The following is a 22,378-nucleotide window of genomic DNA, read 5'->3' as shown; positions in this document are numbered from 1 at the left end:
AATACTTTATTAAGAAATTATATATCTTTATGTTTCTCAACTTCAACTGCCTGCATGGTCTGAAAATTAAAACAGACAGCCGTAATATAACCGGCAGAAGCCGCACCAATGCACATAACAACTGACAATATGACTGTCAGTAAGGCACGGCCGACCGCCCCCGTGCGCAGAAACTCAAATGTTTGCCAGCTGAATGTGGAAAAGGTCGTATAACCGCCACATATACCCGTCATCACCAGCAGGCGCATATTATCAGACATAGGGTAGCGCCCGTCTGCCATAGTCAGTGTCGCAAAAAAGGCAATAACAAACGAACCAACGGTATTAACAGCAAAAATAGTGCCCCAGGGCATTATGCGGCTGTAAGGTGCTGTCAGAACGCTGACAACATGACGCAGAAGCGACCCGAGTGCTCCACCAAACATGACAAGAAGACAGGTATAAAAAGATAATGACACACCACTCTCCGTCCAGGTGAATAGTCCTGACAGAACATTACTGCTTTGTACTGAAACGAAAGGGAGGGCAGCGCACTCAGCCACCCGGCAGCCTCATGCCACCACCCTGCTCTTTTAATGAGCAGGAGCCCCTCAGATTATGAGGGGAATGTAAAATGCCTCCCACATCGTTGCAAGATAGTTAAATATTATAAAATTCGTCATTAGTATACAAAAAATTAACTAAAAAAGAAAAATAGTTTCAAAAAGTTATACATCTGACGCCTGGCCCATGCTCCGGTCGACAGCAAGACCCGCCGAAGCCTGACAAACAGGCATCATCTCAATCTGGTTAATATTCACATGCGCCGGCAAACCCAGAACCCAGGAGATCGTCTCTGCAATATCCTCAGGCAAAAGCGGCTCTGTGCCGTCATACACAGCTGCAGCCTTTGATTTATCACCAAGGCGCACTTCGCTGAACTCACTGCCGCCACACAGCCCGGGGGCGATATTGGTCACTCTGACACGCACACCCAGCAGGTCACTGCGCAGATTGCGCATAAACTGCGACACAAATGCTTTACTGGCCCCGTAAACATTAGCACCAGGGTAAGGATAAATACCTGCTGTGCTGCCAAGAGCAATAATGTGCCCCCTGTTGCGCGCAACCATGCCGGGCAGAAGCACACGGGTCATAGCGGTCAGCCCCGTGACATTCGTGGCGATCATCCGCTCCCAGTCGAGGGCGGTTGCCTTCCAGGCTTTTTCAAGCCCCAGGGCCAGACCCGCATTATTCACCAGCACATCGACCTCCTGCCAGCCGGCAGGCAAAGAGGCAGGCAGTTTCTCAACCGCTTCAGCATCTGTCACATCAAGCACAAAAGGCAAAAGTGCCGGCCCGGCCTCCTGCGCCAGAGCATCAAGACGGTCTTTACGGCGGCCTGTGGCAATTACACGGTAGCCGTCTTTAACCAGTCGCAGTGCAATAGCATGACCAAAACCTGCTGTTGCACCTGTTACCAGAACAGTAGCCCGGGAAGATGTCATAAAAAGATCCTCACACAAATCATGGAGATGCCCGGAAACGAAGCACCCTTAAACGCCAGTAAATGACAGTATGAGTCTGTCATTCATGCTGCCCGCAGGCAACACAAACAACCGTGCCTTAATGGCTGAGCAGGTAAAATAACCCCGCTGACAGAACGATAGTGACCGGCAGGGTCGCAACCCAGGCCAGCATAATACGGCGCATGGTGCCCCATTGCAGGCCAGAGCCAGCCCCCAGCATACTGCCTGCGATACCGGCCGTCACAATATGCGTGGTACTGACAGGCAGACCGGTATAGCCCGCTGTAAGAATAAGACCCGCCCCGACCAGCTCTGAAGAGGCTCCCTGGGCAGGGGTCAGATGCGTGCGGCCTATTTTCTCCCCCAGGGTGCTGACAATACGCTTATAGCCCACCATGGTACCAAGGCTGAGGCAAAGAGCGCTCAGCAGCCTGACCCACCAGGGGGCGAACTCAACAACCGGGCGCAGTTTCATACGCAAATGAGCAGCCTGATGGCGCACCTGAGACGGCACAGCTTTATCAAGGGAGATTTTTTTAAGCGCTGCCACAATCTGAAACACATCAGAACGCACAGTCACGAGCGGCGGCAGCGGGCCGTTAAGAATTGGTTTATCGAGCAGGGAGTTCTCTGTCTGCAGGTGCTGTGCTGCTATCATCGCATCAGAGCGCAGCACATCATGGTCATACATATCCAGCACAGAACGGATCTCGTGTGCTTCGCTCACAGTTACCGGCAGCGTGTGCTGATGCTGCGGGTTGAGCGCGTATAACGCCGGCCAGAGCCCGGCAACTGTCAGCATAATCAGGCCAATACTTTTCTGACCGTCATTACTGCCGTGCGAAAAACTGACCCCGGTGCACGAGCCGATCAGCAGCCAACGCACCCAGCCACGCGGGGGCTGGTGCCCCTGAGGCGGCTCAAAAAGAGCTTTGTCTTTCACAAACATCTTCAGCACGCAGTAAAAGAGCCCCGCCCCGACCAGACCCAGAATCGGCGAGACTGCCAGAGCCTCAAGCACCTTTAAAACCTGAGGCCAGTCGATACCCTCACGATAATGACGGCCGTGAACAAGGGCATCACCCACGGCGACCCCAATGATAGAGCCGATAATGCAGTGAGAACTGGAGTTAGGAATGCCGGCACGCCATGTCAGCAGGTTCCAGGACAGGGCTGCCCCGAAGAGAGAAAACAGCATAGGCACTGCCGGCGCACCATTTGGCGGGGTCAGCACATCAGGCGGCAAAAGCTCAACCAGAGCGTAAGCCACGCTCAGACCACCAGCCAGAACACCGGCAAAATTCATCACTCCCGAGAGCACAACAGCCTGAACAGGCTTCAGGGAGCGGGTGTAGATCACGGTTGCCACAGCATTTGCTGTGTCATGGAACCCGTTTACAAACTCAAATACGCAGACAAGAACGCTGCATATAATAAGTATAACAAGGGACAGAGGAGTGTCAGGCATAAAATGCAGCATGAGATAAAGAAGCTGACCTTTTGTTTCGCTACCTGTCGCATACAGGAAGACGCGCCAGCTTTTAATCCGTTATTTTGTAAATTTTCTCACTCAGGGCATTTTATGTTCAGATTTATGACACAAACTGAACGCTAAGCAGCGGTACTACAAAGATTTGCATGCCATAGCTCTGCCATTATATAAAATTCATTTACTGGCCATTAAGTTAATTATTAACTGTAATGTCATGATTTTTTAGTACAAAAAACACTAATCCTCCGCCCCTGAAGCCAGCCCTGCCTTATTGCTCAGCACCAGGCGCTCATAGGGGGTCAGCATATCATCCAGGGTGTAGTCATCGAGCACGGCCATAAATGCATCCATCGCTTTTGCCAGCCCTGAACGTAAAACACACCCTCCTGATAAAATACACTCTGTAACAATTTCTTCCTGCTCTGCCTCAGGCGGGGCCATGCAGGCCAGCAAAACCATCTCCTCCTCCGTGTAGCGCACAACATCACCGATCCGAATCTTATCGGCAGGTCTGGCCAGCTCAAGCCCGCCGTGACGACCACGAAACGTGCTGAGAAACCCGCCTTTGCCAAGATGATGGATCACCTTCACGAGGTGGTTTTCCGAAATCTTATAGACTCGGGCGATCTCGTGAATGGACACACGGCGATCAGTGTGAACCCCGAGATAGAGAAGAGTACGCAAAGCGTAGTCGGTATGAAGAGTAAGGCGCATAAACTAAACATTAACAAATTGACATCTTGTTTACCAGATGCTATTTAAAGATGTATAAAGTTTACATCTTTAAAGGAGAGAGTCCGTGACCGCATTACTCGACGACCAGACCCGCGCTATCGTTACTGCCTGCATTCCCGCGCTGGAAGCACACGGTCTCGATATCACCCGCGAAATGTATTCACGCCTGCTGGCTGACCCGGCCATTGCCGAACTGTTTAACCGCTCACACCAGAAAAGCGGCGAGCAGCCCACTGCCCTGGCCATGGCCGTGCTGGCCTATGCCCGTCATATTAATGACCTGGGCACACTGACCGGCATGATCGAACGCATTGCTGAAAAACATGTAGGGCTGAACATTCTGCCCGAGCACTACCCGCATGTCGGTCAGGCCCTGCTGGGGGCTATTGCCCATGTACTGGGTGACGCCGCCACACCTGAAATCATGCAGGCCTGGGGCAATGCCTATCAGTTTCTCGCCGACGTGCTGATGAACCGCGAAAGCCAGCTTTATAAAGAAACAGAAGAGGCCCCCGGTGGCTGGCGCGGCTGGCGTGCTTTCACCATTCGTCAGCGCGTGGCAGAAAGTGGCGATGTCACCTCCTTCCGGCTTGAGCCCACAGACGGCAAACCCGTTGTGCTGCATAAACCCGGGCAGTATCTTACCTTCAACATCACCGTGCCGGGCGCAGGCTCACAGCGACGTAATTACAGCATTTCATCAGCCCCCGACTCCAGGGGCTACCGCATCAGTGTTAAACGTGCAGCGGGCGGGCTGGTGTCAGGCTGGCTGCATGACCACGCAAAAGAAGGCACCGAACTGCTCGTGTCAGCACCTGCTGGCACCTTCACCCTGCCAGAAGAAACCGCAAACCACCCGGTTGTGCTGCTGAGTGCCGGCGTGGGGCTGACCCCCTTTATTGCGATGGCCGAGGCCGCACATAAGGCCGGACGGAAAGCACCGCTGCATTATGTGCACGGCACCCACACCCCGCAGAGCGAAGCCTTTGGGCCGCGCGTGCGTGAGCTGGCAAAAGACGGAACAGTGCAGGCTGACATTTTCTATACCCGCAAAAACGACACCGCCGCAGCCGGGCAGAATGTGCAGACACATGAGGGGCATATTTCTGCCGCATGGCTGAAAGCCCATACACCGGCTGATGCCCTGTATTATCTGTGCGGGCCTGACGCCTTTATGCAGTCAGTCATTGCCGGGCTGAAAGCCGAAGGCGTGCCGGAAAGCCGCATCAAGCACGAAGTGTTTGGCTCAGCCACCACCCCGGAGGATGCCCTGCACGCCGCATAATTTCTGCCCTGCCCCGCACCATCACAGTGCGGGGCAGAGTGTAAACAGGCTCACAATGTGGGGTAGTCGGTATATCCCTTTTCATCACCACCAAAGAAGGTCATACGGTCAGCATCATTCAGCGGGGCATCAGCCTTCAGCCGGGCCAGAAAATCAGGGTTAGCCAGAATCATCTGACCATAGACCTCAAGGTCAGCCAGACCACTGGCCACGTCATGCCCGATCTCCTCACGGGGGCGGCCCGGACGGTTAATAATCAGTTTACCCGACCAGATGCGGCGTATATCGGCCAGCAGTGCGTCATTTCCCTGATGCATAATGTGCACATAAGACAGGCCGAGCTTATTCAGCTCGGTCATCAGGTAGCGATAAAGTTCTGGGTAGTCTGCCCCCTCGTCAATGCCCCACAGGGTTGTGCCAGGTGAGAAGCGAATGGCTGTGCGCTCAGCACCAATTTCTTCAGCAATAGCCTGTGCAACTTCAAGGGCAAAACGTGCGCGGTTTTCGATCGAACCGCCATACTCATCCGTGCGGGTGTTTGCGCCAGGTGCGAAAAACTGCTGAATAAGATACGCATTGGCACCATGAATTTCGACACCATCTGCACCGGCTTCAGCCGCGCTTTTTGCAGCATGACGGAAGTCCTGCACTGTCTGACGGACCTCCGCCGTGCTCAGCGCACGCGGGGGCGGAATATCCTGCATGCCTTTTGCCGTAAACATACCTGTGCCCGGTGCAATGGCAGAGGGCGCCACGGCCTGACGATGATGAGGGGTGTTATCAGGGTGTGACATACGCCCGGCATGCATAAGCTGAATATAGATATGCCCGTTTGCGGCATGAACGGCTGAGGTCACTTTCTGCCAGCCGTCAATATGTGCCTGAGTGTAGATGCCGGGGGTCATCATATAACCCTGCCCGTCAGCTGAAGGTTGTGTGCCCTCGGCCACAATCAGCCCGACACTGGCACGCTGTGCATAATACTCCGCGGCCAGGGGGCCAGGTGTGCCATCATACTGTGCACGGCTGCGGGTCATAGGTGCCATAACAAAGCGGTTTGGCAGAGTCATTTTGCCAAGGGTAACAGGCTGCCAAATATCCGGCATACTCATCAGCTCCTTAAAGGGCATGACACATGATGTGCGAGCATGCCCTAGAGAAAGGCCCGCTATGATGACGGTTTTATTCCGTCCCATAACAGGGTGATCACGTCAGCAACATGACTTTTGTCTGTTGCCCTGTCAGAGCCGCCTTCTCCGCACACGCGGTTTGAAAAAGCACGGTTATGCAGCACACCGAGCAATGTTGAGGCCAGTACCTGTGCATCACAGTAAGCCAGTTTTTCCTGCTGCTGTGCACGGCCGATCCACTCAGTCAGCGCACGAAAAGCCCGTGCGGGTGCTGAGGTCTCGGGGTTATCACCCGTGCACAGCGCATCAGTATCAATGCCACTGGCCTGAAGAACTGAAAAACCCGCATTAAGATTTTCAAAAAACACGGCTATTGTACAGGAAATTTCAACAAGCTGCTCCTTAACAGGCCGGTTATCCGGCCCGGCCTCGAGTGTGCCGATCCAGTGAATATCTTTCGGCGCCCCCAGCGCTGCCAGCATAAGCCCCTGCTTTGAACCAAAACGGTTAAAGAGCGTTGTATGGCTGACACCGATCTCGCGTGCGATGTCCGCTGCTGCGATACCGCCTCCGCGCTCGAGAAAGCAGCGGCGGGCCACAGCAAGGATGTATTCGTCTGAGATTTCTTTCGGGCGTCCGATTTTCATTCCTGTTTCCGACATGACGATTCATCCCCCGCTTATAACTTTCTTTCCAGAAAGAAAGCAAGAGGTCTCCTGATATGAAACACCATCATACTCTGTCAGCGCGGAATGTGGAGGCGTTATCTCACCCCGCCCCTGCACATGTCAGCCAGGCGAGCGCTCAGTAACAAAGCGCAGCCCCAGCGCCATAAAAGCCAGACCAGCGCAACGGTCGATCCATTTCTGAAAACTCATGAAAATACGAGAAACACTTTCAAGACTGAGAAGTGTTGCAACCAGCGCAAACCATGCCATAGCAATAACAAACATGGCAGCCACACATGTCAGCCCCAGCTGAACTGAAGCATGCTGTGGTAATGCCGCAGCAAAAAGACCCGACACAAAAACCGGGGCTTTCGGGTTTGCAAGGTTTGTCAGTAACCCGGCCCTGAACGCACGTGTTGTGCCAGAAACCAGCTCTGTGTGCCCGCTCTGCGCTGTTTTCTTTTGCCAGCTGCTCATGAAAAGTCTGAAACCGGTCAGGAAAAGATAAAGTCCACCGACAATTTTAAGCAGCATGTAAAGCCAGGGCGCAGCAATAAACAGTGTTCTGACACCAAAAAACCCTGCAAGCCCCCATATGCCAACCCCCACAGCCACGCCAAAAGTTGCCCTGAGAGCCGCAGCTTTACCGCGCATCACAGCCAGCCGTGTCACAAGCAGAAAATCAAGCCCGGGCACAATCATCGCCACCAGCCAGAAGGCTGATACCGTAGCCACAACTGAAAGTTCACTGATCAGATTCATAGGGGCTTTATTCCTGCACAGATCAGGTTACAATATAAACAAATGCAATATCTGTCCGTCACCTTATAACACAAGAATTTATCGTATATAAGGGTTTACAAAGCCACTTTATTCGTAATTATATCCTCTTTTATTATTGAATTAATAAAAGAGGATATAATGGTATTTAAGGAAAAAATAAAAGAAAATATATTTACATCATCAGTATTATTAATAATATCAATACCATCAGTAGCTGTGATTATTCTTATGTTCTCCAGCCCCCACTTTATAGCCGGAGATCAGGGCCTTAACGCACCTTTTTTCTGGTCTTTAGCCGGCACATTTCTTAGCTATTGTGGTCTTATTTTTTCTTCTTACGCTGTTTATGAACTAAGAATAATTTCCAAAAGAGCATATTATAAAATACGCGCTCCCGAGATATGCAGAGAATTAGACGATGTGATTAACAAAATGAATCTTATGCATCACCTCAAAATCTCTGAATGTGAAAGACCTCTTATAATCACAAAAATTCCTACAATTCTCATATCAATAAAGCGCTTCGACAATAAAGCACTCACAAAAAAAGCAGAGGATCTCAATACACTATTTAATACGATTAATGAACAGTTAAACAAAGCCAATAATTCAACTATAATGAACGACCTGAACAATTACTGGGACTTTTTTGGAGGTATATCCACAATGCTGGACGAAATAAGAGAATATAATCAGCACCTTGGAGCATTGTAATGCTGTACAGCACCAGAGACTGGCAAACCGCAATTTCAAAACTCATACAAATGACAGTTAACGGAGAGTTAAAATGGAGAAACAGTGATATTAATAACGCATCCCCTGATGAGGTAATAGAGAACGCCCTCCAGGCTGAACAGAAAGAAAAAATATACGTCGTATCACAGTCAAAATATAAATATTATTACGACGAAGATAATTTTTCATGGAAAAGAGCATATAATCTCTCAGTATATCAGAATAATTTCTCTGATTTATCTCAGATTGCTCAGGCTCCATCAATGAATCTTATCGAATCTCTTTTTGATATTGCACAAAATAGCTGCGCTTACTCTAATAATGCACTCAGTGATTTGTTATAAAACAACCAGGACGAAATACTTTCTGACGCCCCTTACGACTCCCTCCCCCGTCGCAGGCCGGCATAAACTAACGCTGCACCCACCAGCACAGCACACAGGCTCAGGCTCCCTCCCGTGGGTGACATCAGCACCGGCCGGGTGGCGAGTGCTGCGGCAAACGGGATATACAGCGTTATAAACCCTGCAACACTCAGCTGAAGTCTCAGCGCAAATGAGGGTGGCATAATAAAGCCTGAAATCATAAAAACTGCAAATATACTATAATATATTGCAGAAACCGTGACATAGCCTCCCCCATACGACAAAAAGGGAGCCGCACAGAACACAGCCGAAATACCCGCAATGCACCCCAGGGGGCAGCCTGCTGTCAGTGCCTGCAAAAACCATGTGCCGCGTGTTTCCTGCATCAGGCCAGTGCTGCGTTCGCGGCGGCGGCGCGAGGCTATCCACAACCGGTTGCCGGTATAAAATAAAAAAGCCCCGCCCAGACCAAGCACAACATACCCCCAGCGCACCAGCGTGCCACCAAAGCTGCCGAAATGCAGCGCAAAGAACGTGGTAAGCACAGCAAAACCTGTGGACTGATGGCCCGGCAGATAATCGGCTGAGACGATATGCCCGGTTATGGGGTTAAGGGTTGCAAACCCTGCTGTCGGGCCACGCAGGCTATAGCGGTCATCATGACCTGCCACACGCAACGCGACCTGGCCATGCATCAGAGTGTAGGTCAGTGTTTCAGGCACAAAACCAGGAACCTGCTTTTGCACCGCATCACGCACAGCGACGGGCGGCAGCAGAACCTGCTGCATATGAGGCTGACCGTGCGCCCGCCCCTGCGGGTGCACAATGGCGGCCCCTCTTTTTGAAAGCAGAAAATGTTCCATAGTAAAAATCTGATCATGAAACGCAAACGCCACTGACGTCAGTGCCATGACAATATGAAACGGCAGCGAAAACACACCCAGAAGATTGTGAAAATCAAGCCATTTTTTACGTGCTCCGCCATCGGCGCGCACCGCAAACAGCATACGGGTCAACCCGGGCAGAAAGGCAATAACACCCGAAATCAGCGCAACAGAGTACAACAAAGCCACCAGCCCCATCACCAGCCTGGCGGGTTCATGCGGCAAAGGCAGCCCCACCTGCTGGTGCAGCTCGTCAACAAAACGCGCGGCCTCAGAAAGTGGCAGCTGCCCGCTCACCAGTTCACCCTGTTCATCAAGTGCCGCGACCGTAACCGGCACCCGGGCATGAGGCCGCCCCGGGGGTGACCAGCGCACACGCCCCTGCCGGGCAGCGGCCTCGTCATTCAGCACGATGGTATAATTCTCGCGGGCTTCAGGGTGGGCTTCAAATACCCTGTTCAGCAGGTCAGGCGTTTGCTCAAGAGAGGGGGGAGCAGGCAAAGTAACGGGCGGAGAAAGCCAGTTTTGCAGGCTTTCCTCAAACATGCTTATCGCCCCGGCATAAAAAGCCACGAACAAAAACAAAGCACTGATAATACCAACCCAGCTATGTACATCGCGGTACGTGCTGACAATGTCCTGACGTATCTTCATAACACTGCCGCCCGTGCCAGAACATACACGCCCCACACAAGGATATTAGCGCCCGTCAGCACCAGCCAGGCCTGCCGCCCTGAACGAAACAAAAAACAACTGCCAAGCAGAGCAACCCAGACCAGCACTGCCAGCCACATTAAAAACTGTGCCGACATGCTGCGGGGCATGCTGTCACTGCCAGACAGACAACCCACAACACCTGTAAGCCCCATGGTCAGCACCGCACCGGCCAGGCTTGCAGCAGAAACTTTAGGCAGCCAGCCACGGCTGCTGAGTGTCGTCGTCATTATGGTGTCCTGCGGCTGAAAATCAGAGCAATAAACAGCGGTGTAAAAGACCACGCTGCCATAAGAAATGTAACCAGCATAAAAACTGCTGTTGCCGGGCTGCGGCACTGTAGCAGCAGCAGCAGTGCCGCCCCCTCAAGGGCGGCACCAGCCCATCGTGCCGCACGGCCTGGCAACGGGCGGCACAGCAAACGCTGCTGTGACGAGGCCAGATAAACGAGCACACTGCCGGCAAAGGCCAGCAGGCTTGCCATGATTAAAAAAAGCATGCTCTCACCAGCGATATTCAAGACGGGCTGTCAGGCTGCGGCCCTGCCCGTAATAACATGCCGCAACGGCGGTGCAGGTCGCGACAAAGCGTTTGTTCGCAATGTTGCGCATATTGAGCGAAAAGGTCAGCCCCTGATAGCGCGGGTGTGCTTCACCAAAATCATAACGCAGGAACATATCAAACAGCGTATAACCCGGGATAGAAAGCTTATTCGCTGTATCACCATAGCTGTGGCCGGTGTAGCGCACCCCTCCGCCCAGGCCTGTTCCTTTAAGCAGGCCGTGGCGCACGCGCTGGTCAACAAATAACGAGGCCATCCATTTTGGCCCCTGAGGCATATAATTACCGATCTCGCTTGCTGTGTTCGACTTCCTTATCCGTGCATCACTGCGGGTGCCGGTGAAAATAACCGCCATATCCCACGGCAGGTTTGCCCGCCCTTCAAGCTCAAGGCCGCGCACCCGGGCCTTGCCTGTTTGCACAAGACATGTGCTGGTGCCACACATGACCCCGGCAGCGTTGGGAGTGGTCGTATTTTTCTGCGTGATCTGATAACCGCCAAAAGTAATATAAATACTTTTGCCATACTGGTAGCGCAGCCCGGCCTCATACTGGTCGCCGGTTGTGGGTTTAAACGGCTCGCCGGTCAGAGAGGTGGACGGGTCAGACACCTGCGGCTGGAAAGACTGCGCATAACTGAAATACGGCACCAGACCATTATCAAACAGATACACACCCCCGGCACGCCAGGTAAAAGCAGAGGAATTTGTTATATAGCGGGTCTGCTTCAGCACATTCAGGGTGTTATCACGTGCCCAGTCCTGGCGGCCGCCAACGGTCACACGCAGGCGACCTGCTTTAAGCTGGTCCTGAAAGTAAATACCGTTCTGCTGGCTGACTGTTGACGTATAAACCTGCGGGGACAGCGCCCCGGCAAACCCTGATGAACCACGCGAAGACGGGTCAAAAATATTGAGCACAGGCAACACCAGCGAGGACTGCACGAGGTCACGCGAGTGATTCCAGTTTGTATAAAAATAATCAGTGCCGGCCAGCAGTAAATGACGCACCGGACCGGTGGTCATGTGCCCTTCGAGCTGAAGGTCGGTTGTAACACCCTGCGAACGGCCCCGCCCCTCTACCGCACGGCGGGCAATGGTCTCACCCGGTATACAGCCTGCTATTGTTGCCGGGCATTTTGACAGGGTATCACCCGACAGCACCGTCGCCCGGTAGAGCGTATCAATATAAGTATAACGCGTGTTGTTACGCAGGGTGAAAAAACGATTGAAATGATGCTCAAGAAACGAGCCAACAAGTGCCTGGTTACGGTCAAATGTGTTCCAGTGTGGCTCACCCAGGTTCGCATTATTTTTGATATGCCGCCCCTTTGACGCATAAAGCGTGCCGGTTGCAGGCAGAAACTGATAGGTCGAGCCCCCCTGGTCACGCTGATATTGCGCGAGAACTGTCCAGCTCGACTTTGGTGCATATCGCCAGGTCATACTGGGTGAGAAATAATACCGCCCCAGCTGCACCCCGTTAACCTGCGTATCACCATATTTGGCCATAGCCACCGCCCGCCCGAGCAGTGAACCACTTTTATTAAGACGGCCGGACAGGTCGCCCGAGGCCTGGCCCTGCCAGTTTGAAAGGTCAGTAAAACCTGTACCCTGCAAAAAGAACTCACCCTCGCTTTTAGCGGTGGGGCGTTTGGTCACCAGGTTTACCACCCCGCCTGGCGCAGTCTGCCCGTAGAGTGCGCCTGACGGGCCTTTAAGTACCTCGATCTGCTGCAGGGCAAAGGGATCAAAAGAGGTGCGGGTCCACTGCCCGCCTGAGGGCAGACGCAACCCGTCAACAAAGTTATTATTGGAAGAAAAACCCCCTGCCCCAAAGCCACGCACCGAAACCTCATCAACACGGCTGTCGATACCAGAGGGCTCGGCCTGCACCCCTGCTGTGTAAGAGAGGGCATCAGCAATAGTGGGAGAAGCACGCAGTTCAATTTCCTCACGGTTCACGATAGAAATTGTCTGAGGCGATTCAATAATAGGAGTGCGGGTTTTGGTAGCAGATGAAGCGCGTGACAGGCCTGTGGCCGTCACTACCAGCTCTTCTTTTTTGCCAATGACGACAGGCTGTTTCGGAGGTGTTGCACCACTGCTGCCCCCGGCATGTGACCGGGCATAGTGTGAGCGTGAAGACGCTGTTTCGGGTGTGTCCGCCAGAGCATCTGCCATATCCCCGCCAAAAAGTGCTACGACAGGGAGCAGACCAGCGACCGCATGTGAAAACGACATTCTGTGCTCGCCATATTTATTCAGATAGATTGGGATGCCGGCTCTAACTGAGAATGATAATGATTGTCAATTGCAATTTATAAAAAGACCTCAGGCCCGAAAAAATCAGACACATGGCTTTCAGGCTCTGACCAGGGCTGAAGCAGAATAACCTTTACGCCTTACATAAAATAAATGTGCTCAGAGCAGCCCTGCACCAGGAGAGGGGAACAAAGCACGAATTATGACAAAACAGGCCGCCAGCCGCGCCTGAAAACAGGTTATGCACAAAGTTATCCAGAGGCCTTTCCCCGCTTTCTGTGGATAAAATGACAGAACTCACAGGGGCGTTACTTATAAAAAATGGCTGTTTTCTGCCGCAAATATCTTTTTCTTTATGTCAATCCTTAAAAGCACTTGACTACAGGGCCTTTAAGGCGGTGTGGATTCTGTCGAATCATCCACATCTGCCCCTGCCTGCATGACCTCTGCTGCATTCGCACCAGTAAAAGCCCGTCTGTACCAGAAAAACCCCCTGGCTTTTATGGTATTCACCCGTCAGTAAATGACTTCTTTTTCAGGTCAGCGGCAGAAAGGATAATACCGCACGGGCTTTATTCTGTCTTTGTGGTGTTATATCGCTTCTTTGCGCCACAGCCGCAGGCCGGTAACAGCCAGCCCGACAAAAACAGCATAAAGCACAGCACTAGGGTAAAGACCCCGCACAGCAAACAATCCGGTGTAAAACAGATCAACCACAATCCATACCCACCAGCAGGCTATATGCTGGCGGGCCATCCACACCTGCCCCAGAATACTGTAGGCACTCAGCATCGCGTCAGAAAACGGGGCGGCATCATCCGTCAGGCGCGATAGCGCATAGCCGGCGCCCGCTCCGCATGCTGTGCTCAGCACCACACCAAACCAGAGACTGCGTGCCTCAAGCGGCCTGACCTGCACCGAGCCATCATGATGCTCTGCGCTTTGCCACCGCCACCAGCCATAACAGGCAAGAGCAGCAAACACCGCCTGCAACGCCATATCGGCATATAAACGCGCCTCGTGAAACACGATGCCATAAAGCAGGCAGGCAACCAGTGTCACTGGCCAGCACCACACCACGCGGCAACCGGTGAGCCACACACTCAGCGCACTGACAAAAACTGCCACCAGCTCAGTCGGGCTCATGCCCCGGTGCCCCGGCGGGAGCAAACATCGAGCATAGCCTGCCCCTCTGCACTGTTAAACCACTGAGCATGCCCCAGCAGATAATCATCATATGCCACAGAAGCAGAAGACGGATCATGCAGCAGGGTTTCAAAATAAGCGACTTCGGAGAGGGCAAATTCCACATGCACCAGAGGCAAAAAAGCCCTGAGCAGCGCCCGCGCTGTGTCATCAGGCGGGCTGATGGTGGCATAACCACGCAAAAAAGCAGCCATATCCTGCCCGGCAACATGCCGCTCCTGCGCAGGTGCAAGCCAGTCAACCATGCTGCGCTCAAGAGCTGTGGCCAGATCGAACATCGCACAGGTGCGCCCGGCCATACCAAAATCAAGCACGCAGGCTATATCGCCCTGCGGGGTCCATAACAGGTTAGAACCATGCCAGTCACCATGCCCGCCACAGGGCACGATTTCTGGCAGCAAAGGCACAAGCCTGTCATGCCAGGGAGAGAGGACACGCTGCACATCTTCCTGCCAGGAGCGTGAGCGTAATGCCTGTGCAAGGCCGGGCTGTGCAGGCACCCATGCCTGTAATGCCGCCATAAGGTCAGCCTGGCCGATAACGGCCATGGAGGAAATAAGCGCTCGTCCGGCTGCCCGGTCGGGTGCGCTATAAGACGCGGCTGCATGGTGCAGTCTGGCCAGTGCCTGACCTGCCGCATAAGCATGCTCAGGGCAGAGATAAGGCTGCCATGACATGACATCACGATACATATCTTCACCCGGGGCACGGGGGAAAACCTCATACGTCCAGTCATTATGGGCCAGCGCAGTGGTGCCCTCTGCCGTGACGCAGGGCAGACACACCGGCACGCCCTCACGTGCCAGATGCTGCATAAAAGCGTGCTCCTCTGACAGGGCCGCGACATTACGAAGGCTGCTGTGGTGACGTTTAATCAGGCAGGCCTCCCCTGCCCCTGTCACCAGTGCTGCAGCTGAAAACGGACGCATGCTGTGCCAGGCACACGTGCCGCCTGGTACCACACCGGGGTAATGTGCCAGTACAGCCCGGATTTCCTCCGCAGTCAGGCAGGGCCAGTCACGCCCGGTCTGTACACCAAGCACGCCAAACTGCCCGGGCTCTGCCGCACTCACCACGTTCAGAACCGGCCTGAAGCGGTAAACAGGGCCGCAAACCCGCCACCGATGTAATAAGTGGGGTCCTCGCCCGCAATGCTGCTGCCCCGCCGGCCTGTTGTCGTGCGGGCGTTAAGGGTGGGGCTGGCAAGGCCTGAGAGATAATGCTGATTAGTGATATTTATAAAATTCATGCGCAGTTCAGGGGCATTAAGAAAAAAGATCTTAGAAAAACGATACCCCAGCGCCATACTGGCCGTGACATAAGAGGGCATACGCTCATCATTCATAAAAGTTGCGTATTGCCGCCCCATATATTTTGCACTGAACACACCAAACACATGCCCGTCATCATATGTCAGGCCCACAGCAGCCTGCACTTTTGGGCTGCGCACCGCTGTTTTGCCACGTGTGGGGAGCAGATCTCCGTTTGAGGCGATGTCGTTATCAATAGTGGCGTGCAGATATTCAGCCGAGACATAAGGGCTGAAATGATGCCAGGGGCGCAGCCCTGCCTCGATATCAACCCCGCGCGAGGTCTGCCCGCCGGCATTGATGGTTGAGGAAATAAAAGACCCATTAACCGGCACAACAGTTTCAACCTGCCGGTTGGTAAAATTGTAATTGAACAAAGTCATGCTGCCTGTCACCCAGGTGCCGGTATATCGGTAACCCAGCTCCTCAGCGATAGAATACTCATTCTTCACGTTGTTTGTGCCACGGGTCAGCACATCGCCCGAGCCGGGGTCATAAGCCGTGTAAAGGGCACTTTCAGCCGGGGTGCGAAAATTAGTCGTGGTGTTGAAAAATACCTGATGCTGCGGGGTGATCTGATATTTTATTGCCAGCCGGGGCAAGGGCACGGCGGTGTTCATACCCACGCGATAAGGCCCGCCGGGCAGGCTGTTCGTGCCGGTGCGGGCAAACATCACCTCTTTAAAACCGGCAGAGAACTGCAGCCGGTCATGCAGGAAAGAAAGCGTATCACCCACAAACAGGGCATTGACCTGTGTGATGGTATGGTTATGCGCACCATAAAGCAGGCTGCCATCAGCCAGTTTAACAGAGGCACGCCGGCTGCCGCCCCATATATCAGGGGCTGAGCCATCAGCCGCAACAGGCACGTAGGTCTGGCTCTGTGCATCGTCAGAATAGTCATACCAGTAACCGGCGACCAGCGTATTATGGCGGGTATGCCACTCAAGAGAGGCCGTAAAACCAGAACGATAGCTGCGCTGTGTGTAGTCACCACGCACAGTCGCGACCCCATCCGTTGCATCAGGCAGGTTCAGGCTGCCGGGCACCTGCTGGTTGCCCTGCCATGCGCCCGTAACAGGCAGGGTCGAGCCACCCGGAGCATTGCCATAAGCCCCCTGTGCATAGGGTGTGGTGTGTAATGTCAGCCCCTGTGCAAGCTGCACACTGACTGGTGCCCCCAGGTAAAGCGTGCGCTCGGGCTGACGGTATAAACGCCAGTAATCTGTGCCTGCGGCCTCGTTCGAGGCGTCATAATGCCGGGCCAGATTATTGCCACCATGAATGCCATCCTGGTGCCATTGTGACAGTGTGGGCTGAGGGTAGTAACTGTCTGTCGCCTGGTTCCATGAGCCAAGCAGTGCAGCACGGTTAGCAGCCCCCCAGGTTTTAAGCAGTTTAAAGTCAACATGCTGGCGCTCATCACGCCCGGGGCCACGCCAGTTATCTGTCTCCCCATGCGAGTAAGAGACAAAGCCTCTCACCCCGCTTTTTCCGATCTCACCCGTATCGGCACGAATAAATTCGCGGCTGGTATTATAGGAGCCATATGAAAAGTCAGCCTGGCCACCCGCCTTCTGTGCCGGGTCGCGAAAGCGCAGCGTCATAAGCCCGCCTGCCGCGTTAAGCACAGGGCTTTCAAGCCCGGCTGCCCCCTGCGCCAGAGTAATGGTTTTATAATTCTCGCTGTCAGCAAACTGACTGGGGTAGCCGGTGTAATAGGCAATATCGTTAAGCGGCATGCCCTCAAGCACATAGCCGATGGCATCTCCGTTCAGGCCGCGCACGGAAATATTCGTCTGAGGGGAAAAGCCCAGCGGGTCAGAGGAGGCCACATTAGCCCCCGGCAGCAGAGCCACCAGGTCAAAAGCTGAGGCCGAAGGTGCCTGATGCGCAATATAACTCTGACTGACAACACTGGCAGCCTGTGGCGCACTTTGCGGGCAGATGAGGCCTCCACCGCCTTCTCCCGCGTCAGAGGAAAGGACCTCGACAACCTCAGCCCCCGCTGCCGCCCTGACCGCAGACGGGGCTGTTTTACGTGCGGGCAGATTATTCTCCGCCCGGGCCTCACCAGCCAGGGCAGAAAACACAGGCACCAGCACTGACGCCGTCAGTACCCCCATAACAGGCCAGGAATACCGGCCCTGCTTCATGAAAACGAAAATCTTTTAACCACTGCTTCCATCGTAAGCCCCTGCACAAGAATGGTAAACACAACCACACTATAGCAGACTCCGAGAAGAATATCATGCTCTGGCCCGGGGGGCAGACCAAGGGCCAGAGACACCGAAATACCACCACGCAAACCGCCCCATGTCAGCACAGTGAGCACACTCGCCCGCCCCTGCCCGCGCAGGTAAACCGGCAGGGTGGCGAGAAACACACTGGCTGCACGAACCAGCAGCGAAAGCGGCAGTGCAATAAGAGACGCCACAAGCAGCGATGTCGAAAATGTGACCTCAAGAATGGCAAAACCCATCAGCACAAACAGCAGAGCATTAAGGATTTCGTCTGCCAGCTCCCAGAAGATGTGCAGCGTTTTACGCCCGGTTTCTGTAATCTTACTCTGCGTGCGCGGGGCGGCAATGAACAGTCCGGCTGTTACGGCAGCAATCGGGCCTGACATACCCCATGCACCACACAGGCTGTAAACCCCGGTGCACAGCGCCAGCGTAATGAGCAGTTCGAGGTGGGCGTCATCAACGATACCAATCGCTTTCTGGGCAACCCAGCCACCGGCCAGACCTGTCAGAATACCGCCGCCGACCTCGAGCAGAAAAATATGTCCAAGGTCAAACATTGTAGGCATGTGTGACTGCACTGCCATGTCGAGAGCGACGGTAAAAACAGCAACAGCAACACCGTCATTAAAGAGGCTTTCACCGGCAAACAGAGCCTGAAGCTGCGGGGGTAGTCCGAGCCTGCGCAGCATACCCACAACAGAGACCGGGTCAGTCGGTGCAAGAATAGCCCCCAGCACCACACACCAGACAGGCGCAACGACCAGACCGGCCAGAGCAAACGCAATGCCAATACCCAGGGCGAACAGTATAACTGCAAACACTGTGCCAAACAGAGCAAGCGCCAGCACCGAAAATTTACGCTCAGACATTGCCCGCAGGTCAACGGACTGCGCACCGGCAAAAAGCAGGAACGACAGGGCGCCGTCAAGCAGCACACGCCCCATATCAATACGTTCAAGAGTTTCTTTCACCCATTGCAGCACCGGCCAGGGCACGAACTTATCTGCCAGGACGAGAGCAGCAGAAAAAATTATGGAAATAGAAAGTATGCCAATAGTAAAAGGCAGGCGTAATGTTTTGGAATTAACAATGCCAAAAATGGCAGAAATGGTAATAACCAGCGCAAACAGGCCGAGGGATGTCATGCTGTGCCTCTCTGATGGTCCAGAGGGTGTGACATAAAAAACCCGACACAGATCAGGCACGACACAACCAGCTGGATTGAAATTGTTTTTTTGAGAGCATGCCCCGGTTAATACAAGGGGAGCAAGAAGAACCCTGCCTTCAGAGAAAAAAGAATATAATACTGTCTCTTTCATGTCGCGCTTTGTTTTTTCAAAGAAATGACATGCATTTTATCATTGTCTTATATAAATATATAAAATACTTTTTATGCATAACAAATGAACTTTATACAGTAAATATAGTTGTTTATATTTTTTATAATTCAAAATATTCATGAAAATTATATTTTACTCTGATTAATCATCTCAGCGCTATCGGGACGTAATGAGATACAAGTAAAACGACAGCAAAAAACACCGCTTAAAAAAACGGTATATGCTGCTACGAATAATCAGCTCATCTGTTCCGTATAAAAACAAAAAAAGAACAGCACCCGCCTGTGTGAGTGCTGCTCAAATATTTTGTCGGTCTGATTATTCCGGCAGAGCCTGCAGCACCATCAGTTTCCACCCGCCTGAGGTATACACAACCGGGGCATCATCATCTGCATCCAGCACAACAAGGCCAATGGCAGGCTCTTTCCAGCTTCTGATCTGCTCGCGGCTCAGAGCAGGCAGATGCAGCCCTCCCTCAGGCGTGACAGTACCATGCAAAGTTTCATTACCCTGTGTGTCAAGCATACGCAGCGATGCCCCTGCTTTACTGTCTGTCAGACCTGATGACACGTTATACCCTGTCTGAATAACCGATGTCGGCTCCCACGAGAGTTGCTGCCCACTGCCAAGACGCAGGGCCTCTGTCGTGTTCAGACCTGTCAGGTTTACACCAATCAGCGCCTGCCCGTTAAGGGTAACGGCACTGGCATCTGCGTTTGTCAGGGTTGTGGTCATACCGCTGTTCAGGTTACTGCCGGTTATGCTCTCGTTACCGGAATCATCAAGTGTACGACTGACAGTTTCACTCATCTTATCTGTCAGTTTTCCATCCTGATAGCGGGTGCTGACAGTTGCCGTGGGCTCCCACGAGAGTTGCTGCCCACTGCCAAGACGCAGGGCCTCTGTCGTGTTCAGCCCTGTCAGGTTTACACCAATCAGTGCCTGCCCGTTAAGGGTAACAGCACTGGCATCTGCGTTTGTCAGGGTTGTGATCATACCACTGTTCAGGTTACTGCCGGTTATGCGCTCATTACCGGAATCATCAAGTGTGCGACTGACAGTTTCACTCATCTTATCTGTCAGTTTTCCATCCTGATAGCGGGTGCTGACAGTTGCCGTGGGCTCCCACGAAAGTTGCTGCCCACTGCCAAAACGCAGGGCCTCCGGCACGTTAAGATTAACCAGACTAAGGCCAATCAGCGCATCGCCTGTAAGGCTGAATGCAATACCATCTGCCCCATTACTGATGGCTGTTGTGATATCACCACTCAGACCAACAGATAACAGGCGACTGGTGTCATAAAAATATTGCAGACTGTAAGAAGCAGAGTCAAAACGGAGGTGCGGCTTATGGTCGGCCGCAAATGACAGATTACGGTTCGCCCCGATATTGAGCACAGGGGCATCATTAACCGGTGTACTTGCCGAAAGGTCAATCCCGGCTGTGTCAAAGCGCCCGGCAGCATCAAACATAATACCATATGTGCTGGTGCCGTCATTATTGCCCAGGGCAATACCTTTGCCAATTTTACCCGGTGTGCCCGCGGGGTCTGACCCCGCAACCTGAAGCTGCAAACCAATGCGCCAGCCATTTGGATCGTCACCATTAGCAAACACATCTATCTCGCGGCCGACAAGGCTGCCTGCAACATCTGACGACTGACCCGTATCGTCACGGGTTTCATCATATCCGGCCCATATCTGCGCACGGCGGCCTTTCTTGTCTGACAACGCATCTGACGGGCGATGGGCAAAGGCAGCCGATGCCACGTGCTCCCCCAGCCCGGCGGCTGAACTTGTCAGCACGACAGAGTGACACCAGATGTAATCATCAAGGTCAGCACCTGTGCTTTTAAGGGTGCAGTTATCTTTATCAAGGCTCATAACAAAGCCCCGGGTACCGCCTGTATGCGTAATATCCATATCTTTGCGAATAACAGGCGACATATCAGCATGGCTCTGCCCGCGGGCAAAATATTTACCACCTTCCAGGGTGCTCTCAATCACGTCATTACCAATCTGCGTCACCGGCGCGCCATCATCCATCATTGTGCCGTTCAGCTGCCATAATACAGAATGATCGTCAGTGAACGCCTGGCCCATATGCAGCTTACCCGCCGGCACACGTATGATACTCCCTGCTGAGACAGCCGCTGCCGCGGCTTTAAGCGCAGGCACATCATCTGTTGTGCCATCAAGAGCGATACCAAAATCTTTCGCACCCGGGTTTTCTGTCAGATAAGCTGACAAAGCACGACTTAACGCACCCTCCAGCGCTGTCTTTACAAAAGCCTGCGAAATATTGCCCGTAACAGGCACCGTGACAGCACCTGAGGCATCAAGCCCGGCAACGCCATCAGCCTGGTTTTTCTCAGTTTTCTGCACGCTGCCAGCTGCCATACCCGCAACCTGCGCAATAGTCGCATTCTGCCACAGGCCAGGCAGTGTGGTGCGGCTGTCAAGCCCTCCGGGTGGCAGCGTGGGTGTGTAAGCCCCCGTTGCAACTGGCTGAGCCTGTGCTGCACTGGCTGCCCCGCCCAGAGCCGCAGCAGCCAGGCAGATATAAAGGCTTTCAGGCCATTTAAATTGTCTCATCTGCGTTATGCCCCCCGGGAAATACAGAGATAGCCACCATTGTTCCACAATGCATTTTGCACTCCCGGGTCTTCACCTGGCAGGTCAGTCAGCAGCAGCAGGTTGCCATGGGCGACACCAAAACACTCAACACCCCCCAAAAGCAGGTTGCCCGCACCTGATAAGGCAGCAAGCCCGCCTGCTGCGCCTTTTTGTTTTTCAACAGCAGCATCGGCGGCTTCAGTTGCTTTATCTGCCGCCGCCTGTGCCTGTGACACCAGGTCTGAAACATCAGCATTCACCTGCTTTGTAACCCGGTCAACATAGGCTTTATTAACCAGCTCATCAGGCTGCGCGGGCACGAGGTCAGAGAGAAGAGCCCCGCTTAACCTGCCACCGGTTGTGGCAACAGCCCCCGACCATATCTGACTTTGCGGAACAAACTGCCCCTGCCCGTTAAAAATACCAAAAACGAGATCGGTCGGGGCAGGCTGAGGATAAACCGATAACGACGAAAGCGGCACACCACTTTTGATGGCGACCGTGCAGGATGACCCGGACATGAGCACTATGTGTCC

The 22,378-nt window shown here is 53.3% G+C and carries 20 protein-coding genes; 3 read left to right on the top strand and 17 right to left on the bottom strand.

What is annotated here, in order from left to right; translation table 11 throughout:
- Window positions 1-17 precede the first annotated feature (17 nt).
- The 4 genes from GOB58_RS09480 to GOB58_RS09465 form a co-directional block, all read right to left on the bottom strand.
- Complete coding sequence (locus GOB58_RS09480; RefSeq protein ID WP_086554809.1) at window positions 18-425, bottom strand: fluoride efflux transporter FluC; 408 nt, start codon at window positions 423-425, stop codon at window positions 18-20.
- Between the two features lie 282 nt (window positions 426-707).
- Window positions 708-1,487 (bottom strand): SDR family NAD(P)-dependent oxidoreductase, encoded by a 780-nt coding sequence (locus tag GOB58_RS09475; protein ID WP_173560020.1) that lies wholly within the window; start codon window positions 1,485-1,487, stop codon window positions 708-710.
- Window positions 1,488-1,605: 118 nt separating this feature from the next.
- Window positions 1,606-2,988, bottom strand: coding sequence for an inorganic phosphate transporter (locus GOB58_RS09470; RefSeq protein WP_086554782.1), 1,383 nt, complete (start codon window positions 2,986-2,988; stop codon window positions 1,606-1,608).
- Window positions 2,989-3,237: 249 nt separating this feature from the next.
- Window positions 3,238-3,714 (bottom strand): RrF2 family transcriptional regulator, encoded by a 477-nt coding sequence (locus GOB58_RS09465; protein WP_086554781.1) that lies wholly within the window; start codon window positions 3,712-3,714, stop codon window positions 3,238-3,240.
- 85 nt (window positions 3,715-3,799) lie between these two features.
- Between GOB58_RS09465 and hmpA the strand changes: the two genes are divergently transcribed.
- Window positions 3,800-5,020 (top strand): NO-inducible flavohemoprotein, encoded by a 1,221-nt coding sequence (gene hmpA, locus GOB58_RS09460; protein WP_173560019.1) that lies wholly within the window; start codon window positions 3,800-3,802, stop codon window positions 5,018-5,020.
- A gap of 50 nt (window positions 5,021-5,070) precedes the next feature.
- Here the strand turns inward: hmpA and GOB58_RS09455 are convergent, their stop codons facing one another.
- The 3 genes from GOB58_RS09455 to GOB58_RS09445 all read right to left on the bottom strand — a co-directional run bounded on the left by GOB58_RS09455 (window position 5,071) and on the right by GOB58_RS09445 (window position 7,580).
- Window positions 5,071-6,126 (bottom strand): alkene reductase, encoded by a 1,056-nt coding sequence (locus GOB58_RS09455; protein ID WP_173560018.1) that lies wholly within the window; start codon window positions 6,124-6,126, stop codon window positions 5,071-5,073.
- Window positions 6,127-6,188: 62 nt separating this feature from the next.
- Entirely contained in the window at window positions 6,189-6,812 is a 624-nt protein-coding gene (locus tag GOB58_RS09450; protein WP_242005294.1) for a TetR/AcrR family transcriptional regulator, read from the bottom strand.
- Window positions 6,813-6,938: 126 nt separating this feature from the next.
- Complete coding sequence (locus tag GOB58_RS09445; RefSeq protein ID WP_194299686.1) at window positions 6,939-7,580, bottom strand: LysE family transporter; 642 nt, start codon at window positions 7,578-7,580, stop codon at window positions 6,939-6,941.
- 159 nt (window positions 7,581-7,739) lie between these two features.
- On the opposite strand from GOB58_RS09445, the gene GOB58_RS09440 reads away from it, so the two are divergent.
- Both GOB58_RS09440 and GOB58_RS09435 read left to right on the top strand, forming a co-directional pair.
- A complete protein-coding gene (locus GOB58_RS09440) occupies window positions 7,740-8,315 on the top strand; it encodes a hypothetical protein (protein WP_173560017.1) in 576 nt (191 codons plus the stop codon).
- Complete coding sequence (locus GOB58_RS09435; protein WP_173560016.1) at window positions 8,315-8,680, top strand: hypothetical protein; 366 nt, start codon at window positions 8,315-8,317, stop codon at window positions 8,678-8,680. The genes GOB58_RS09440 and GOB58_RS09435 overlap by 1 nt, the downstream gene beginning before the upstream one ends.
- Window positions 8,681-8,712: 32 nt before the next feature.
- On the opposite strand, the gene GOB58_RS09430 is transcribed toward GOB58_RS09435, so the two are convergent.
- From GOB58_RS09430 to GOB58_RS09385, 10 genes are all read right to left on the bottom strand, one after another.
- Complete coding sequence (locus GOB58_RS09430; protein WP_173560015.1) at window positions 8,713-10,239, bottom strand: PepSY-associated TM helix domain-containing protein; 1,527 nt, start codon at window positions 10,237-10,239, stop codon at window positions 8,713-8,715.
- Entirely contained in the window at window positions 10,236-10,529 is a 294-nt protein-coding gene (locus tag GOB58_RS09425; RefSeq protein WP_086554777.1) for a hypothetical protein, read from the bottom strand. Before GOB58_RS09425 ends, GOB58_RS09430 begins: the two co-directional genes overlap by 4 nt.
- Window positions 10,529-10,798 carry a hypothetical protein gene (locus tag GOB58_RS09420; RefSeq protein WP_143216363.1) on the bottom strand — a complete coding sequence of 90 codons (270 nt, stop codon included), beginning with the start codon at window positions 10,796-10,798 and terminating at the stop codon, window positions 10,529-10,531. Before GOB58_RS09420 ends, GOB58_RS09425 begins: the two co-directional genes overlap by 1 nt.
- A gap of 4 nt (window positions 10,799-10,802) precedes the next feature.
- Window positions 10,803-13,103 carry a TonB-dependent siderophore receptor gene (locus GOB58_RS09415; RefSeq protein WP_173560014.1) on the bottom strand — a complete coding sequence of 767 codons (2,301 nt, stop codon included), beginning with the start codon at window positions 13,101-13,103 and terminating at the stop codon, window positions 10,803-10,805.
- 612 nt (window positions 13,104-13,715) lie between these two features.
- A complete protein-coding gene (pnuC, locus tag GOB58_RS09410; protein ID WP_173560013.1) occupies window positions 13,716-14,270 on the bottom strand; it encodes a nicotinamide riboside transporter PnuC in 555 nt (184 codons plus the stop codon).
- The gene (locus GOB58_RS09405; protein WP_265792450.1) at window positions 14,267-15,403 is read right to left on the bottom strand and encodes a phosphotransferase enzyme family protein; all 1,137 of its coding nucleotides are present in this window, start codon (window positions 15,401-15,403) and stop codon (window positions 14,267-14,269) included. Before GOB58_RS09405 ends, pnuC begins: the two co-directional genes overlap by 4 nt.
- A gap of 5 nt (window positions 15,404-15,408) precedes the next feature.
- Complete coding sequence (locus GOB58_RS09400) at window positions 15,409-17,766, bottom strand: TonB-dependent receptor (protein ID WP_173560036.1); 2,358 nt, start codon at window positions 17,764-17,766, stop codon at window positions 15,409-15,411.
- 26 nt (window positions 17,767-17,792) lie between these two features.
- Window positions 17,793-19,031, bottom strand: a complete 1,239-nt coding sequence (locus tag GOB58_RS09395; RefSeq protein WP_086554773.1) for a cation:proton antiporter — start codon at window positions 19,029-19,031, stop codon at window positions 17,793-17,795.
- 513 nt (window positions 19,032-19,544) lie between these two features.
- Complete coding sequence (locus tag GOB58_RS09390; RefSeq protein WP_173560012.1) at window positions 19,545-21,821, bottom strand: hypothetical protein; 2,277 nt, start codon at window positions 21,819-21,821, stop codon at window positions 19,545-19,547.
- Between the two features lie 5 nt (window positions 21,822-21,826).
- Window positions 21,827-22,363 (bottom strand): hypothetical protein, encoded by a 537-nt coding sequence (locus GOB58_RS09385; protein WP_086635031.1) that lies wholly within the window; start codon window positions 22,361-22,363, stop codon window positions 21,827-21,829.
- Window positions 22,364-22,378: the final 15 nt, after the last annotated feature.

The organism is Acetobacter thailandicus, assembly GCF_011516655.1.
In the GTDB taxonomy this organism is placed as follows: Bacteria; Pseudomonadota; Alphaproteobacteria; order Acetobacterales; family Acetobacteraceae; genus Acetobacter; species Acetobacter thailandicus.
The sequence above is the reverse complement of the archived record's forward strand: the minus strand, read 5'-3'. Positions and strand labels throughout refer to the sequence as shown.

What these genes read in the sequence shown, in the direction of transcription:
- GOB58_RS09430 (WP_173560015.1), bottom strand. Translation starts at nt 10,239, where the DNA reads ATGAAGATACGTCAGGACATTGTCAGCACGTACCGCGATGTACATAGC.
- GOB58_RS09400 (WP_173560036.1), bottom strand. Translation starts at nt 17,766, where the DNA reads ATGGGGGTACTGACGGCGTCAGTGCTGGTGCCTGTGTTTTCTGCCCTG.
- GOB58_RS09445 (WP_194299686.1), bottom strand. Translation starts at nt 7,580, where the DNA reads ATGAATCTGATCAGTGAACTTTCAGTTGTGGCTACGGTATCAGCCTTC.
- GOB58_RS09420 (WP_143216363.1), bottom strand. Translation starts at nt 10,798, where the DNA reads ATGCTTTTTTTAATCATGGCAAGCCTGCTGGCCTTTGCCGGCAGTGTG.
- GOB58_RS09390 (WP_173560012.1), bottom strand. Translation starts at nt 21,821, where the DNA reads ATGAGACAATTTAAATGGCCTGAAAGCCTTTATATCTGCCTGGCTGCT.
- GOB58_RS09435 (WP_173560016.1), top strand. Translation starts at nt 8,315, where the DNA reads ATGCTGTACAGCACCAGAGACTGGCAAACCGCAATTTCAAAACTCATA.
- pnuC (WP_173560013.1), bottom strand. Translation starts at nt 14,270, where the DNA reads ATGAGCCCGACTGAGCTGGTGGCAGTTTTTGTCAGTGCGCTGAGTGTG.
- GOB58_RS09415 (WP_173560014.1), bottom strand. Translation starts at nt 13,103, where the DNA reads ATGTCGTTTTCACATGCGGTCGCTGGTCTGCTCCCTGTCGTAGCACTT.
- GOB58_RS09475 (WP_173560020.1), bottom strand. Translation starts at nt 1,487, where the DNA reads ATGACATCTTCCCGGGCTACTGTTCTGGTAACAGGTGCAACAGCAGGT.
- GOB58_RS09385 (WP_086635031.1), bottom strand. Translation starts at nt 22,363, where the DNA reads ATGTCCGGGTCATCCTGCACGGTCGCCATCAAAAGTGGTGTGCCGCTT.
- GOB58_RS09440 (WP_173560017.1), top strand. Translation starts at nt 7,740, where the DNA reads ATGGTATTTAAGGAAAAAATAAAAGAAAATATATTTACATCATCAGTA.
- GOB58_RS09470 (WP_086554782.1), bottom strand. Translation starts at nt 2,988, where the DNA reads ATGCTGCATTTTATGCCTGACACTCCTCTGTCCCTTGTTATACTTATT.
- GOB58_RS09455 (WP_173560018.1), bottom strand. Translation starts at nt 6,126, where the DNA reads ATGCCGGATATTTGGCAGCCTGTTACCCTTGGCAAAATGACTCTGCCA.
- GOB58_RS09425 (WP_086554777.1), bottom strand. Translation starts at nt 10,529, where the DNA reads ATGACGACGACACTCAGCAGCCGTGGCTGGCTGCCTAAAGTTTCTGCT.
- GOB58_RS09480 (WP_086554809.1), bottom strand. Translation starts at nt 425, where the DNA reads ATGTTTGGTGGAGCACTCGGGTCGCTTCTGCGTCATGTTGTCAGCGTT.
- GOB58_RS09465 (WP_086554781.1), bottom strand. Translation starts at nt 3,714, where the DNA reads ATGCGCCTTACTCTTCATACCGACTACGCTTTGCGTACTCTTCTCTAT.
- GOB58_RS09395 (WP_086554773.1), bottom strand. Translation starts at nt 19,031, where the DNA reads ATGACATCCCTCGGCCTGTTTGCGCTGGTTATTACCATTTCTGCCATT.
- GOB58_RS09450 (WP_242005294.1), bottom strand. Translation starts at nt 6,812, where the DNA reads ATGTCGGAAACAGGAATGAAAATCGGACGCCCGAAAGAAATCTCAGAC.